General features: G+C 65.2%; 14 protein-coding genes. 2 read left to right on the top strand and 12 right to left on the bottom strand.

The genetic code is table 11. From position 1 onward, the window contains the following. Window positions 1-153: 153 nt before the first annotated feature. A complete protein-coding gene (pstS, locus tag NOV72_RS25075; RefSeq protein WP_106857247.1) occupies window positions 154-1185 on the top strand; it encodes a phosphate ABC transporter substrate-binding protein PstS in 1032 nt (343 codons plus the stop codon). Between the two features lie 81 nt (window positions 1186-1266). On the opposite strand, the gene NOV72_RS25070 is transcribed toward pstS, so the two are convergent. The 9 genes from NOV72_RS25070 to NOV72_RS25030 form a co-directional block, all read right to left on the bottom strand. After that, window positions 1267-1713, bottom strand: a complete 447-nt coding sequence (locus NOV72_RS25070) for a YjjA family protein (protein ID WP_106857246.1) — start codon at window positions 1711-1713, stop codon at window positions 1267-1269. 73 nt (window positions 1714-1786) lie between these two features. Continuing rightward, the gene (locus tag NOV72_RS25065) at window positions 1787-2632 is read right to left on the bottom strand and encodes an NAD(P)-dependent oxidoreductase (protein WP_106857282.1); all 846 of its coding nucleotides are present in this window, start codon (window positions 2630-2632) and stop codon (window positions 1787-1789) included. A 19-nt stretch (window positions 2633-2651) separates the two neighbouring features. After that, on the bottom strand, window positions 2652-3608 hold the full coding sequence (locus NOV72_RS25060; protein WP_106857281.1) for a D-2-hydroxyacid dehydrogenase: 957 nt from the start codon (window positions 3606-3608) through the stop codon (window positions 2652-2654). A 23-nt stretch (window positions 3609-3631) separates the two neighbouring features. Then, the gene (tkt, locus tag NOV72_RS25055) at window positions 3632-5611 is read right to left on the bottom strand and encodes a transketolase (protein ID WP_106857245.1); all 1980 of its coding nucleotides are present in this window, start codon (window positions 5609-5611) and stop codon (window positions 3632-3634) included. A 55-nt stretch (window positions 5612-5666) separates the two neighbouring features. Beyond that, on the bottom strand, window positions 5667-7526 hold the full coding sequence (locus NOV72_RS25050; protein WP_106857280.1) for a TRAP transporter large permease: 1860 nt from the start codon (window positions 7524-7526) through the stop codon (window positions 5667-5669). A 5-nt stretch (window positions 7527-7531) separates the two neighbouring features. After that, the gene (locus tag NOV72_RS25045; protein ID WP_106857244.1) at window positions 7532-8572 is read right to left on the bottom strand and encodes a TRAP transporter substrate-binding protein; all 1041 of its coding nucleotides are present in this window, start codon (window positions 8570-8572) and stop codon (window positions 7532-7534) included. Window positions 8573-8657: 85 nt separating this feature from the next. Then, entirely contained in the window at window positions 8658-9422 is a 765-nt protein-coding gene (locus NOV72_RS25040; RefSeq protein ID WP_106857243.1) for an SDR family NAD(P)-dependent oxidoreductase, read from the bottom strand. A 45-nt stretch (window positions 9423-9467) separates the two neighbouring features. Next, the gene (locus NOV72_RS25035) at window positions 9468-10466 is read right to left on the bottom strand and encodes a transketolase family protein (protein ID WP_106857242.1); all 999 of its coding nucleotides are present in this window, start codon (window positions 10464-10466) and stop codon (window positions 9468-9470) included. Continuing rightward, window positions 10463-11233 carry a transketolase gene (locus tag NOV72_RS25030; protein ID WP_245933146.1) on the bottom strand — a complete coding sequence of 257 codons (771 nt, stop codon included), beginning with the start codon at window positions 11231-11233 and terminating at the stop codon, window positions 10463-10465. Before NOV72_RS25030 ends, NOV72_RS25035 begins: the two co-directional genes overlap by 4 nt. Before the next feature lie 222 nt (window positions 11234-11455). Between NOV72_RS25030 and gcvA the strand changes: the two genes are divergently transcribed. Then, complete coding sequence (gene gcvA, locus NOV72_RS25025) at window positions 11456-12349, top strand: transcriptional regulator GcvA (protein ID WP_106857240.1); 894 nt, start codon at window positions 11456-11458, stop codon at window positions 12347-12349. Here gcvA and NOV72_RS25020 read toward each other — a convergent pair. The 3 genes from NOV72_RS25020 to speB form a co-directional block, all read right to left on the bottom strand. Continuing rightward, window positions 12313-12537 carry a cysteine hydrolase family protein gene (locus NOV72_RS25020; protein WP_245933144.1) on the bottom strand — a complete coding sequence of 75 codons (225 nt, stop codon included), beginning with the start codon at window positions 12535-12537 and terminating at the stop codon, window positions 12313-12315. The genes gcvA and NOV72_RS25020 overlap by 37 nt on opposite strands. A 70-nt stretch (window positions 12538-12607) precedes the next feature. Continuing rightward, the gene (locus NOV72_RS25015; protein ID WP_106857239.1) at window positions 12608-14077 is read right to left on the bottom strand and encodes an aldehyde dehydrogenase family protein; all 1470 of its coding nucleotides are present in this window, start codon (window positions 14075-14077) and stop codon (window positions 12608-12610) included. Next, the gene (speB, locus tag NOV72_RS25010) at window positions 14074-15045 is read right to left on the bottom strand and encodes an agmatinase (protein WP_106857238.1); all 972 of its coding nucleotides are present in this window, start codon (window positions 15043-15045) and stop codon (window positions 14074-14076) included. Before speB ends, NOV72_RS25015 begins: the two co-directional genes overlap by 4 nt. Window positions 15046-15068: the final 23 nt, after the last annotated feature.

The raw sequence follows: 15068 nt of genomic DNA, 5'->3' as shown, positions 1-15068 counted from the left end.
TTCGGGCACTCTTCCCGATCGTGCGATCGAAAACGCAATGGCATTGGGAAAATCGTCCGCACATCCTAAGATCAGAGACAGTGACTTTGAGGGCGCAACCTTATCCGGAACGCATCGCTCCGTACCGCGCAAAGCATGTCGAGGGTCTCAACGATGAACACGAAACTGACCGGGTCGAAGCGGCTATTTCTTGCTTTCGCGTTTTGCGTCGCCGCGTGCCACGGAGCGGCCGCATTCGCTGCGGAGATTTCCGGCGCGGGTTCCACATTCGTCTATCCGCTGTTGCTGAAATGGGCGGACACGTACCATTCGAAGACCGGTCAGCGCGTCGCTTATCAACCGACCGGATCGGGAAACGGCGTCCGGCAGATCAAGGCCGCGAAAGTGACGTTCGGCGCCTCCGACATGCCGCTCACGCCCGACGAACTGAAAGCCGCGGGCCTGGCGCAGTTTCCGGTCGTGATCGGCGGCGTGGTGCCCGTCGTCAATCTTCCGGGCGTGGGTCCGGGTCAGCTTCGCCTGACCGGGCCGCTTCTCGCCGGCATTTATCTCGGCAAGATCGTGAGCTGGGATGATCCGGCCATCGTCGCGCTCAATCCGGATGTGAGCCTGCCGAATCTCAAGATCGTCGTCGTGCATCGCAACGAGAGTTCGGGCACGACGTTCAACTGGGTGAGCTTCCTCTCGCAGAGCAGCGCTTCGTGGAAGGGCAGCGTGGGCGTGGGCACGTCGGTGAAGTGGCCGATCGGCGTCGGCGCCGCCGGCAACGATGGCGTCGCGATGTACATCAAGAATGTGGAAGGCGCGATCGGTTATGTCGAGCTGACCTACGCGCTGCAACGGAATCTCGCCTTTACGGCCGTGCGGAACAAGAGCGGGGCGATCGTGCAGCCGTCGCGTGCGACCTTCAGCGCGGCCGCCGCCGAAGCCGACTGGACTCAACAGCCCGACTTTTATCAGATCGTGACGGACGCGCCCGGCGAAAACGCATGGCCGATCACCGGCGTCGTGTTCGTTCTCGTGCCGCGAGAGGCGAAGGATCCGGCGGCGTCCAAAGCCGCGCTCGCGTTCTTCAAATGGGCGCTCAACGAAGGGCAGGCCGACGCCGACGCCGAGCACTACGTCTCCTTGCCGCCCACGCTCGTCAAGCAGATCGAGACTTACTGGGACGAGAACATCAAGTGAATTCCGCGAAAGCCGGCGTTGCGCAGTCGCAGTGCGGCGCAGCAATGCCGGACAGACACCGCTGCGCGTCGCGCGTGGCGGTTACAGCAGGGATTTGCCCTGAGCGAGAATCTTGTCGCAGACCTGCTTCGTGACTTGTTCCTTCAGGCCGCCGCCGCTCAGATCGAGCTGCTTGCCGTTGCCGCTGTCGAGGATGCCTTTGGCGCCGCTCGTGTATCCGCTGTCGCTCGACGCCGAACCGCCGAGCTTGCTCATCAGCCCGTCCTTGACGGACGATGCGCCGCCGCCGAGATAGTTGTTCTTGATGCAGTATTCGAGCACGCCCGCGACGTTGCTCGTACTGCCGGAGCTTAGCGAGTCCAGCGACATGCCGCTGCTCAATCCGCCGAGATTGCCGAGCGCGCCGCCGGCTCCACTGCTCTTGCCCTGATCGAGCAGGTTGCCGAGCTGGGCATGGGTAAGCGGAACGTAAAGCAAGGACGCGGACAAAATTGCACGGACCCAGAAATGACGTTTGCACGGGAACATGGTGCCTCCGTTTTTGTGAGCCTTAACTATAGTGCTTCTGGAGGCCGCGATCAGCCGGCGTGTCACGCCGATCTCATTTCCAGGTATCGATGACCCGGCTGTCGTCCCGCGCGCCGAGCCCCGCGTCCGCCGCCTCGCGATAGCGCGCATTGGCGACGGCGAGCAGCGGAACGTCCGCGCCGCACATCCGCGCGGCCGCGGCCACGAGATCGCTGTCTTTCACGAAGATGTCGATGGCGCTCGTCACTGTCACATCGATGCCTTGAAGCATGCGCGGCCCGCGATCGCTCAGCATCCACGAACCGGCCGCGCCTTTTTCGACGAGATCGAGCACGGCGGACGGATCGAGGCCGAGCGAGCGCGCCAGATTCAGCGCCTCCGCCGCCGCCACGATATGCACCGAGCACAGGTGCTGGTTCACGAGCTTGATCGCCTGGCCGTCGCCGAGCTTGGTGCCTGTGATGCGCACGCTGCCCATCGCGTCGAGCACGGGGCGCGCGTGGTCGATCTCGCCTTCATCGCCCGCCGCGAAGATCACGAGTTCGCCGCGCTTCGCGCGCGCGGTGCCGCCTGTCACGGGCGCGTCGATCACGCGCGCGCCCGCCGCCGAGAGCCGTTCGCCTTCCCGACGCACGGCGTCCGGGCCGACCGTCGACATGATGACCCACGTCTGGCCGGAAAGATTCGCACCGACACTATCGACGAGCGATGCCAGTTGTTGCGGCGTCGCCACCATCGCGACGGCCACGTCGGCGGCGGGCGCGGCCTCGAAGCCATCGACGGCGGCGAGGCCGCTTTCCTGCGCAAGCCCGCGCGCGCGGTTCGACAGATCCACGCCCGTCACGGCGTGGCCCACGGCTTTGATCCGCTGCGCCATCGGCAAGCCGATCGCGCCGAGGCCGATGAATGTCACGTTCATGGCAGCGCTCTCCTGCGGTTCAGCGCACGACATTGACGGGCGCGCCCGCGACGAACGCCGCGATGTTGTCGATCAATTGATCCGCGAGCGTCTGTTGCGCTTCATCCGATGCCCACGCCACATGCGGCGTCACGATCACGTTCGGCCGGCCCGCGACGCGCATCAGCGGATTGCCGGGCGCGGGCGGCTCGGTCGACAGCACATCGAAGCCCGCGCCGCTGATCCAGCCTTCGTCGAGCGCCTCGACGAGCGCCGCTTCATCGACGAGCCCGCCGCGCGCCGTGTTGATGATGAGCGGCTTCTTTTTCATCGCGCGAAACTCGGGCGTCGAGAGCATGCCGCGCGTTTGCGGCGTGAGCGGACTGTGAATGGTGATGACATCGCTCGTCGCGAGCATGTCGTCCCACGGCGTATAGAGCGGCCCGAGCCCTTCGCGTCCCTTGTGCGCGGCGAAAATCGGCCGCATGCCGAACACCTTGGCGATCTCCGCGACGCGCTGCCCCAGCACGCCTTCGCCGATGATGCCGAGCGTCGCGCCGCCCAGATCGCGAATCGCGTGATTGAAGAAGCAGAACTGTCCGGCCTTCTGCCATTCGCCTTCGAGCACGTCGTCGCGATAGGCGATCAGATTGCGCCGCAGCGCGAGCATCAGCGCGAACGTATGTTCGGGCACCGTGTTCACCGCATAGCCGCGAATGTTCGAAACCACGATGCCGCGCTGCTCGCACGCACGCTTGTCGATGCAATCGGTGCCCGTCGCGGCCACGGCGATGAGCTTCAGTTCCGGCAACTGATCCAGCACTTCGGCCGTCAGCGCGACCTTGTTCGTGATCGCGATGCTCGCGCCCGCGAGATGCGTCACGACTTCATCGGGCGCGGTGCGGTCGAACTCGACGAGTTCGTGCTCGAACGCGGGCCGCTTCAGGCGGATTTGCGGCGCGAGCGTCTCGCGGTCCAGAAAAACGATCTTCTGCATGCTCTTTCCTTGCTGTTCGGGATTCAAAGATGCCGCTTCACTTCCTCGACGATATGCCGCGGCGTGATGCCGAAATGTTCGTAGAGCGCATCGGCCGGTCCCGAAGCGCCGAAGCCCTTCATGCCGACGAAGCCGCCGCGCTCGCCGACGTAGCGTTCCCAGCCGAAACGCACCGCCGCCTCCACCACCACACGCACGGTGTTCGCGCCGAGCACGTCCGATCGATACGCCGCGTCCTGTTCGTCGAACAGTTCGCAGCAAGGCATCGACACGACCGCCGTCGCGATGCCCGACGCCTGCAACTGCTCGCGCGCCGCGAGCGCCGGCGCGACTTCGGAGCCGGTCGCGACGAGCGTCACGCGCCGCGCGCCGCCTTGCGCCTCGGCGAGCACGTAGCCGCCGCGCGCCGAGCGGTTGTCGTCGTCGTGCGTCGTGCGCACGAGCGGCAATGCCTGACGCGCGAAGACCATCGTGCTCGGGCCGTTCGTGCGCTCGTAGGCGAGCACCCAGCATTCGGCGGCTTCGACCGCATCGGCGGGACGGAACACGTGCATGTTCGGCATCGCGCGCAGCGACGCGAGAATCTCGACGGGCTGATGCGTCGGCCCGTTCTTGCCGACGCCGATCGAGTCGTGGCTGAAGACGAACTTCACCGGCAGGCCCATGAGCGCGGCCATGCGCATCGCGGGGCGCTCGTAGTCGGAGAAGGCGAGATAGGTGACCGTGAGCGGAATCACGCCGCCGTGCGCGGCCATGCCGTTCGCCATCGCGCCCATGACGTGCTCGCGCACGCCGCAATGCACGTAAGCGCCGCCACGGTCTTCGGCGGTGAACGCGCGCAGGCTGCGCTTGTGGCTCGTCGGCGCTTCGAGGTCCGCGCAGCCCACCATGCGCTCGGGCAGCACGTTCGCGAGGAGATCGTTGATCTCGGCGGAAATCATGATGCCGCCCGGCGCTTCGTCGCGCGTCGCGGCATCGCGCTTGTACGCTTGCAGCGTCTGCCGCCAGCCGTCGGGCAATTCGCCTGCCTGGATGCGGTCGAATTCCGCGCGCGCTTGCGCGGACAGCGAAGCGACACGCTCACGCCACGCGCGATATTCCTCCTCGCTGCGCCGCCCCGCTTCGCGCCACGCGTGCAGCACGTCGTCGGGAATCTCGAAGGGCGCATGCGGCCAGTTCATCGCGTTGCGTGCGGCGTCGGCGTCCTTGTCGAAGAGACGTCCGCTGTGGCCGCCGCGCTGACCTTGCAGACGCGCAATGCCGCGGGCAATCGTCGTGCGGCATGCGAGCATCGAAGGGCGCGGATCGGCTTTCGCTTGCGCGAGCGCATCGGACACGGCTGCGAGATCGTGCCCGTCCACCTCGATCACATGCCATCCCGCCACGCGAAAGCGCTCGCTCACGTTCTCGCTGATGGAGAGTTCGGTGCTGCCGTCGTCGGTGATGCGGTTGTCGTCCCAGCACAGAATCAGCTTGCCGAGCTTCAGATGCCCGGCGAGCGAGATCATTTCCTGTCCGACGCCTTCCTGTAGACAGCCATCGCCGACGAACGCATACGTGTAGTGATCGACGATGCCCGCGCCGAACTTCGCGTTGAGATACGCCTCGGCCACCGCCATGCCGAACGCGTTGGCGATGCCCTGCCCGAGCGGGCCGGTCGTCACTTCGATGCCCGAAGCCGTGTCGAATTCCGGATGGCCCTCGCAATGCGAGCCCATTTCGCGGAACGTCCGGATCTGCTCGATGCCGAAGTTCGCATAGCCCGTGAGATGCAAGAGCGCGTAGAGCAGCATCGAGCCGTGGCCGTTCGAGAGCACGAAGCGGTCGCGGTCGGGCCATTGCGGATCGGCGGGATTGAACTTCATGTGCCGCGTGAACAGCGCCGTGGCGATTTCCGCCATGCCGAGCGGCACGCCCTGATGACCTTCGCCCGCCCGCACGATGGCGTCGATGGCGAGAAAGCGGATGGCGTTCGACAGCCGTTCCGTGTCGTCGAAAGACATGAGATCTCCTTGCCGCTCCGTCGAAGGAGCGGCATCAGTGAACGTTGAACGGGATTTACTTCAGGAAGCCCGTGGAAATCCACGGAATGGCGGCGACGAGAATCAGCCCGACGATCAATGCCGCGATATAGCCGATGATCGGCCGCATGCCTTCGTCCGGATGGATGCGGCTCACCGCGCAGGCCGAGTAATAGCCGACGCCGAACGGCGGCGCGAAGAGGCCGACGCCCATCGAGAGGATCACGACCATCGCGTAGTGCACGTCGTTGATGCCCATCTGGCGCGCGATCGGGAACATCAGCGGGCCGAACAGCACGATCGCGGGAATGCCTTCCAGCACGCTGCCGAGCACGATGAACACGAGGATCGACGCCGCCATGAACATCCACATGCCGCCGGGCAGCGCGCTCATGGTGCGCGCGAGCTGGCCCGAGAAGCCCGACTGCGTGAGCGCCCACGCCATGCTCGTCGCCGCGCCGATGATGAGCAGGATCGCTCCGGAGAGCGCGGCGGTATCGATCAGCATCGGCTTCAGGCGCGCCCATTCGAAGCGCCGATAGATCAGGAGGCCCGCGATCACCGCATACGCGATGCCGATGGTCGATACTTCCGTCGCCGTCGCGATGCCTTCGACCACCGCCGCGCGAATCACGAAGGGCAGCGCGAGCGCGGGCAGGGCGATGGCGAGCTTGCGCACGATCTCGCCGCGGCTCGCGCGCTTCACGCCGGAGAGATCGTCGGTGCGATAACGCCACCAGACGACCGCGCACAGCGTCACCGCAAGCACGATGCCGGGCAGCATGCCGCCCGTGAAGAGCGCCGAGATCGACACGCCCGTGACCGAGCCGAGCGTGATGAGCACGAGGCTCGGCGGGATGGTTTCGGTCTGCGCGCCGGTTGCCGCGAGCAGCGCGACGAGATCGCCGGGTTTCGCGCCGCGCGCCTTCATCTCGGGAAACAGCACGGGCGCGACCGCCGCCATGTCGGCCGCTTTCGAGCCGGAGATGCCCGACACGAGATACATCGCGCCGACGAGCACATACGAGAGGCCGCCGCGCACGTGACCGAGCAGACTCGCGAGGAACGCGATCATCGCGTTGGCCATGCCCGTCATCTCGATCAACTGGCCGAGAAACACGAAGAGCGGCACGGACAGCAGGATCAGATGCGACATGCCTTCGTCCATGCGCCCGACGACGACGACGAGCGGCGTGCTCGTGGTGAGCGCGAGATAGCCGAAGGTCGCGAGACCGAACGAGAACGCGATGGGCACGCCCGAGAGCACGCACAGCGCGACGAGGCCGACGAAGAAGATCAGCAGGTTGAGATTGCCGAGGCCTTTCAGCACCGGACTGGCCGCATAGAACGCGACGGCGATCGCGGCGACGAGCGCGAGCGCGCCGATCGTGAGCTTCCAGTTGCCCACGCGCACGAGCCGCAGACCCGCGACGAGCAGCATCAGACCCGCGCCGATCGGCAACGCGGCCGCGCGCCACGAGTTGGAGATATCGAGCGCGGGCGTCGTGATGAACGATTCGTCCTGCGCGAAGTCCACCGCCGGGCCGATCACCATCAGCAGGAAGGCGAGCGGCGCGGCGATCGCGATGACGTCGAGAAACGCGCGCACGCCCGGCGAGGCCATGCCGACCAGCGCCGTCATGCGCATGTGCTCGCCGCGCCGCAGCGCCACGACCGCGCCCAGCATCGCGAGCCACAGGAACAGCATCGACGCGAGTTCGTCGGACCAGACGAGCGGCGTATGCAGCGCGTAGCGGCTCGTCACGCCGGCGAACAGCACCACGATCTCGGCCAGCACCAGCAACGCGGCGGGAATCTCCACGAAGTGGCCGAGCCAGGTATCGAGAAACGCGGCGACCCGGTGTGGCGCCGCATGCGGAAGCGGGATCGTGTGCATGGCTTTCATACCAGTTTTCCGGTGTACTTTTCGAGCGTGCCCCAGCCCTGATCGCCGTACTTCGCTTTCCAGTCGCTATAGAAGCTCGTCTTCTTGAGCGCGCCGCGGAAGGCTTCACGATCCACATCAACAATGTTGATGCCCTTGCCCTTCAACTGGTCGCGCAGCGTGCCGTTGAGCTGGGCGATGTCCGCGCGCTGCAGCATGCCGGCGGCGTCGAACTCGCGCGTGACGATGGCGCGCATGTCGGCCGGCAGCGCCTGCCACGCGCGGCGGTTGCCCAGAATCCAGTACGCGTCCCACACGTGCGAAGTCAGGCTGATGGACTTCTGCACTTCGTAGAGCTTCGCCGTCGCGATGATCGGCAGCGGATTCTCCTGGCCTTCCACCACGCCGGTTTGCAGCGCGGAGTACAGCTCGTTGAAGTTGATCGGCGCCGGGCCCGCGTCGAGCGACTTGAAGAGCGACGTGAGCATCGGCGCCTGCGGCACGCGAATCTTGAAGCCCTTCAGATCGGCGGGCGTCTTGACGACGCGCGTGGACGAACTGATCTGGCGAAAGCCGTTGTCCCACGGCTTCGACACCGCGAGAATGCCGGACTTCTCGACTTGCGAGCGGACATAGCCGCCGAGGTCGCCGTCCATCGCTTTCCAGACGGCGGGGTAGTCGGGGAACGCGAATCCCGTGTTGACGATGCCCGCGGCGGGCGTGAGCGTGGCGAGAATCGACGAGGCGAGATTGAAGAACTCCACGCCGCCGCTGCGCACTTGCGAGAGCAGGTCGGTGTCGGAGCCGAGCTGGTTCGCGGGGAACAGCTTGATGTCGAGCTTGCCGCCGGTCGCTTCGCGGATCTTGTCGCAGGCCTGCTGCGCACGGATGTTCACCGGATGCGTCGGGTCCTGGCCCGTCGCGAGCTTGTACGAGAAGTCCGCCGCCTGCGCCCGGCGCGTCGTGAGGCTCCAGAGCGGCGCGGCCGCGGCGATGGTCGCGCCCGTCTTCAGGAACGTGCGCCTGTCGATGCCGCTTTTGATCGAGCGGGTTGTCATGTTGTGCTCCTCCAAACCTGGTTATGGCGATCGGTTTTGCCTGGGTCGAGCACGCGCTCTGGCGGCGCGTGTCTTCACTACTTGGTCAGCCGTGGATCAGCATGCCTCCATTCACGTCGATCACGGCGCCGGTGATGTAGGACGAAATCGGCGCGGCGAGAAAAAGGAACGCGCCCGCCACGTCGTCCGGCGCGCCGAGACGGTTGAGCGGAATGCCCGCGAGAATCTCGACGCGCTTGTCGTCGCTGATCTTGCCCGCGTTGATGTCGGTCTGGATGAGGCCGGGCGTCACGCAGTTCACGCGGATGCCGTCGTTGCCGAGTTCGCGCGCCATCGCCTTGGCGAGACCGAGCACGCCCGCCTTGGCCGCCGAATAGTGCGGGCCGCCGAGAATGCCGCCGCCGCGCTGCGCCGACACCGACGACATGCAGCCGATCGAGCCGCTGCCCTGACGCTTCATCTGCGGCACGACCGCCTGCGAGAGATACAGCACGCCGCGCAGATTCACGTCGAGGATGCGGTCCCAGCTTTGCGCGTCGATGTCGAGCAGCTTCACGGCCTGCGTGATGCCCGCGTTGTTGATGAGCACGTCGATGGCGCCGAAGTCCGCGACGACTTGCTCGACGGCTCTGTCGCACGCGGCGCGGTCGGTCACGTTGCACGCGTAGCCGCGATGCTCCGGTCCGATTCCGCTGGCGGCTTCGCGCGCGGCGGCTTCGTCGAGATCGAGAATGGCGACTTTCGCGCCGTGCTTCGCGAACATGCGCGCCGTCGCCATGCCGATTCCGCGCGGCGACGCCGCTCCGGAAATGACGGCGACCTTGCCTTCGAGAAGACGCGACTCTGACATGATGTGTTTCTCCTGATCTGGATATGAACGTGCGATGGAGGCTCTTTAGCCGAGCCAGCCTTTGATGGTGTTGCACATCGCTTCGGTGGAAATGCCGTAGCGATCGTGCAGCGTGGGCAAGGCGCCTGCATCGAGGAAGGCGTCGGGCAATGCGATCTGACGGAACGCCGGCGTCACGCCCGCGCCGAGCAGCGTGCGCGCGACCGCTTCGCCGAGGCCGCCGATCACCGTATGGTTTTCCGCGACGACGACCATGCGCCCGGTGCGCTTCGCCTCGCGCAGAATGGTGGCGGTATCGAGCGGCTTGATCGTCGGCACGTGCAGCACGGCGACATCGACGTTGTCCTCTTCGAGCGCTTTCGCGGCTTCGAGCGAGCGCATGGTCATGATCCCGGAGGACACGAGCAACACGTCGGCGCCGTCGCGCAGCAGCTTGGCCTTGCCGAGCTCGAAGCGATAGCCGTATTCGTCGAGCACGGCCGGCACGTTGCCGCGCAGAAGCCGCGCGTAGACCGGACCTTTGTGCGCGGCGATGGCGGGCACCATCTGTTCGATATCGAGCGCATCGCACGGATCGATCACGGTCATGTTCGGCATCGCGCGCATCAGCGCGAGGTCTTCGGCGGCCTGATGGCTCGGGCCGTAGCCGGTCGTCAAGCCCGGCAATGCGGCGACGATCTTCACATCGAGATTGTCTTCCGCGATCGTCTGGTGAATGAAGTCGTATGCGCGGCGCGTCGCGAACACGGCATACGTCGTGACGAACGGCTGCGCGCCTTCATGCGCCATGCCCGCCGCCGCGCCCATCAACAGTTGCTCGGCCATGCCCATCTGATAGTAACGCTCGGGAAATTCCTTCGCGAAGATGTGCAGGTCGGTGTACTTGCCGAGATCGGCCGTCATGCCGACGACGTTCGCGTTGCTGCGCGCCAGTTCCGCGAGCGCATGGCCGAACGGCGCGGAACGCGTGATTTGTCCTTCGCCCGCGATGGACGCGATCATCGCGGAGGTCTTCAGGCGCGGCTTCTTCGCTACGGTGCTCATGCGTTTCTCCCGGCTTCCAGTGCTTCGAGCGCGAGCTTCCACTCGTGCGGATCGACGCGGATGAAGTGATTCTTTTCGCGCTCTTCGAGGAACGGCACGCCGCAGCCCATCTTCGTATCGCACACGATGATGCGCGGCTTCGCGTCCTTCAAGTTGCGCGCGTTGTCGAAGGCCTGCTTCACGGCGTCGATATCGTTGCCGTCGATGCGCTGCACGTACCAGCCGAATGCTTCGAGCTTTTCGACGAGCGGCTCGAACGCCATGACTTGCGTCGAAGGGCCATCGGCTTGCTGATTGTTCACATCGACCATCGCGATGAGGTTGTCGAGCTTCCAGTGCGCCGCCGACATGAGACCTTCCCAGATCGCGCCTTCGTCGAGCTCGCCATCGGAGAAGAGCGTGTAGACGAACGACTTCGAGCCTTTGCGCTTGAGGCCGAGACAACGGCCCACGGCGATCGTGAGTCCTTGCCCGAGCGATCCGCCCGACATCTCCATGCCGGGCGTGTAGCTCGCCATGCCGGACATCGGCAGACGGCTGTCGTCGCTGCCGTAGGTTTCGAGTTCGTCTTGCGGCAGGATGCCCGCTTCGAAAAGCGCGGCGTACAGCGCGATTGCATAGTGGCCGTTCGAGAGAAGAAAGCGGTCGCGCTCTTCCCAGTCGGGATCGTCGGGGCGATAGTTCATTGCGCCGAAATAGGCGACGGCCAGCACATCGGCGATATCGAGCGCCTGCCCGATATAACCCTGGCCTTGCACTTCGCCCATCAGAAGCGCGTTGCGGCGGATGCGATGTGCATGTTCCGCGAGCTGCGTGATGCTCGTGTTCACGGCGAAATCTCCTTGTTTGCTTTCGTCGGCTGCGCGAGCGATCCGGGTATTCCCTCGTTCGATGCGTCAGGCCCATGTATCAAGCGTATTCGCTTGATGACTCGCGCTCAAACGAATTAAAGTGGCTTATCGTTGAACTCAATTCATGCGATCACTGCAATGCAACATCGCGTCACGCTCAAGTCCATACAGGCTTTCGAGGCTGCGGCGAGGCTTTCGTCGTTCGCGCTTGCTGCGGAAGAGCTTTTCGTGACGCCATCCGCGATCAGTCATCAGATCAAATTGCTGGAGGAGCAGTTGAGCGTGCGGCTCTTTCATCGCATGCATCGGACGGTGATCCTCACCGATAGCGGGCGGCACTATGCGGAGGAGATCGGCGCGGCGTTCGCGCGTATCGAGAAGGCCACGCGCGATATCGGGCGCGTGGCCAAGAGCGACATCCTCACGCTGCATTCGACGCCGAGCTTCGCGACGCAATGGCTGATGCCGCGGCTCGCGCGCTTTTCCGCGCTGCATCCGGATATCGATTTGCGGCTGAATGCATCGAACGATGCGGTCGATCTGACGCGCGAGGCGGTGGATATCGATTTGCGTTATGGCGCGCGCCGCTTGCAACCGGCGGGAACGATGGTGCTCGATCTGCCTACGGAAACGATCGTGCCGCTGTGCTCACCGGTGCTGCTCGAAGGCGAGCATCCGATACGCACGGTCGCGGACCTGCGGCATCACACGCTCATTCACAGTGAGGGCTGTCTGGTCGGCTGGCGCGACTTCATGAGGCTGCATCGCAAGACGCCGATCGATATTTCGCGCGGGCCGCGCTTCGATCGCTCGTTCATGGCGATCAGCGCGGCGGCGGATGGCGGGGGCGTGTGTCTGGAGAGTTTGCTGCTGGTGCAGCGTGAGCTGGAGACCGGAAGGCTCATCGCGCCGTTCGGGTTCGATGGGCTCAAGGTCAACGGCTACACGTTGAATCTGCTCAAGTCGTATGCGGATTTGCCGAAGGTGAGGAGTTTTCAGGACTGGTTGTTTGGGGAGCTGGAGGGGAGTTGAAGGTCGATTTCGCTGCTTTCGATGACGCCGCCCGCGCGGCCCGGCGCTCTTTGATTGCGCCAGTACAGGTTGGTGTGGGGTATCACGGCTTCCGGCGGCGGCGCGCCCCATTGCGTCATGTCCTCGGTCGTGTGGGCGTCGCTAACGAGGATCGTGTCGTAGCCGCGTGTTTTCACGGAATCGTCCACCGCATACTCCTACAGTCGCTAAGCTGTAAAATCGATTTACAGCTTATCGACTGTAAGCGCTTATGCGACGCTATCCGCGCGACACGATCGTATGACGCAATTCCTGATAGCTCCGCAACCCGGCCACACCGAGTTCACGACCGACGCCGCTCAAACCGAGTCCGCCCCAGCACACTTGCGGAAAGATCAGTTGCGGTGTGTTGATCCATACGAGGCCCACGCGCAGCGCATCGCGATAGCGGCGTGCCGCTTCGTCATCGCGCGTGACGACCGTCGCCACGAGACCATAGCGCGTGGCGTTGGCGAGCGCGATGGCTTCATCGTCGGTCCGGAACGATTTCACGCACGCGACCGGCCCGAACACTTCCTCCGTCCACACTACGTTTGCCGTATCCGGTTCGGCGATGACGACCGGCGCCATGAAAAAGCCTTCCGCACAGGCACTGTCGAGCGTGCCGCTGAACGCGATCTTCGCACCGTCGGCGACGCCTTGCGCGAGCAGCGCTTCGACGCGCGTGCGCTGCGCACGGGAAACGAGCGGACCCATCGCGACGTTTTCCGTTTGCGGCGACGCCACCACGAGCGCGCGCACCGCCGCTTCGAAGGCGGCCATGAACTTGCGATAGACATCGTCGTGCACGATGATGCGCGACGTGGCCGAACACATCTGCCCCGCGTTCGTGAACGCGCCGCCCACCGCGAGCGCGACCGCATGTTCGATGTCCGCGTCGGCGCGCACGATCAGCGCCGATTTCCCGCCGAGTTCGAGCGTCACGCGCTTCATGTCCTGCGCCGCCGTCTGCATGACCATGCGGCCCACGGCCGTGCTGCCCGTGAACGAAATCTTGTCGATGAGCGGATGCGCCGCGAGCCGCGCGCCCACTTCGCCGCCGCCGTTCACGAGATTCACGACGCCGTCGGGCACGCCCGCCGCCGCCATGATCTCCGCAAGCCTGTGCTCGACCGGCGAGGTGAATTCGGACGGCTTCAACACCACGGTGCAGCCCGCCGCGAGCGCGGGCGCGATCTTCCACGAGGTCGTGACCATCGGGAAATTCCACGGCACGATCAGCGCGGCCACGCCGACTGCTTCGTAATGACGCTCGCCGGTCACGGTGTGGTCGGGCAAGGCGAGCGTGTCGGCGGCGAAGAGCGAACCGTCCGCGCACAGGTCCGCGTAGTACTCGAACGTGGCGATGGCGTCGCTGACGTCGGTGTCGGCTTCGAACGGCGGTTTGCCGCTCACCTGCTGCTGCATCGCCGAGAGACGCGCGCGGTCCGCCGCGAGCAGTTCGGCGATCTTGCGCAGCACCGCGCCGCGCGAAGCAGGCGTGCGGTTTCGCCATGCATCGAGCGCGGCGCGCGCCGCACGCACGGCGGCATCGACTTGCCCGGCATCGGCGTGTTCCTGCCAGCCGATGACCTCGCCCGTCGATGCATTGTGAATCGCGTTACCCGCGTCCCGGTTCGGTGCGCCATGGCGCGTACCCGCGATCGTCGCGGCGGGCAGCAGGATCGAGTGATTGTCGCGAATGTTCATGATTGTCCCTGGATGGCGCGACGGTAGTTGACGCCCGGCATCACGCAGAGCATTTCGAACGCGAGATTCGCGCCGACGAGCGCCGTCGTGCCGGCCTGATCGTAAGGCGGCGACACCTCGACGAGATCCGCGCCCACGACGTTCAATCCCTTCATGCCGCGCACGATTTCGAGCCCTTGCTGCACCGTCAGGCCGCCCACTTCGGGCGTGCCGGTGCCGGGCGCGAACGAGGGGTCGAGTCCGTCGATATCGAAGCTCAGATAAACGGGCGCGTCGCCCACGCGCGCGCGCACTTCTTCCATCAGCGGCGCGAGCGACCTGTTCCAGCACGCTTCGGCCTGCACGACCGTGAAGCCCTGTTCGCGGCACCAGTCGAAGTCGTCGGCGTGATAACCGGTGCCGCGCAAGCCGATTTGCGTGACCTTGTCGCATTGAAGCAGGCCATCTTCCACCGCGCGGCGAAACGGCGTGCCGTGCGCGATCTTCTCGCCGAACATCGTGTCGTTGACGTCGGCGTGGGCATCGACATGCACGACGGCGACCTTGCCGTACTTCTTGTGCAATGCGCGCAGGATCGGCCACGCGATCGTGTGATCGCCGCCCAGCGTGATCGGCCGGCAGCCGTTCGCGACGATCGCGTCGTAGGCCGATTCGATCAGGCGGATCGAGTCCTTCAAATCGTAGGGATTGGTGGCGACGTCGCCGATATCGGCCACTTGCAGCGAATCGAACGGCGCGGCGCGCGTCGCCATGTTGTAGGGACGCAGCAGCACCGATTCCGAACGGATCTGGCGCGGGCCGAAGCGCGCGCCCGAGCGGTTCGACGTGCCGATATCGAGCGGCACGCCGACGAAACACGCGTCGAGACCTTCGGTGCTGTTCGCCTGAGGCAGGCGCATCATGGTTGCAATGCCGCCGAAGCGCGGCATGTCGTTGCCGCCGAGCGGCTGGTTGAGTTCGCGCTGCATGGCACGTCTCCCGTCATCGTTAT

The sequence above is a fragment of the Caballeronia novacaledonica genome (assembly GCF_900258035.1).
Classification (GTDB): Bacteria; Pseudomonadota; Gammaproteobacteria; order Burkholderiales; family Burkholderiaceae; genus Caballeronia; species Caballeronia novacaledonica.
Note: the sequence above shows the minus strand (reverse complement) of the source record. Positions and strands in the feature narration are given on the sequence as shown.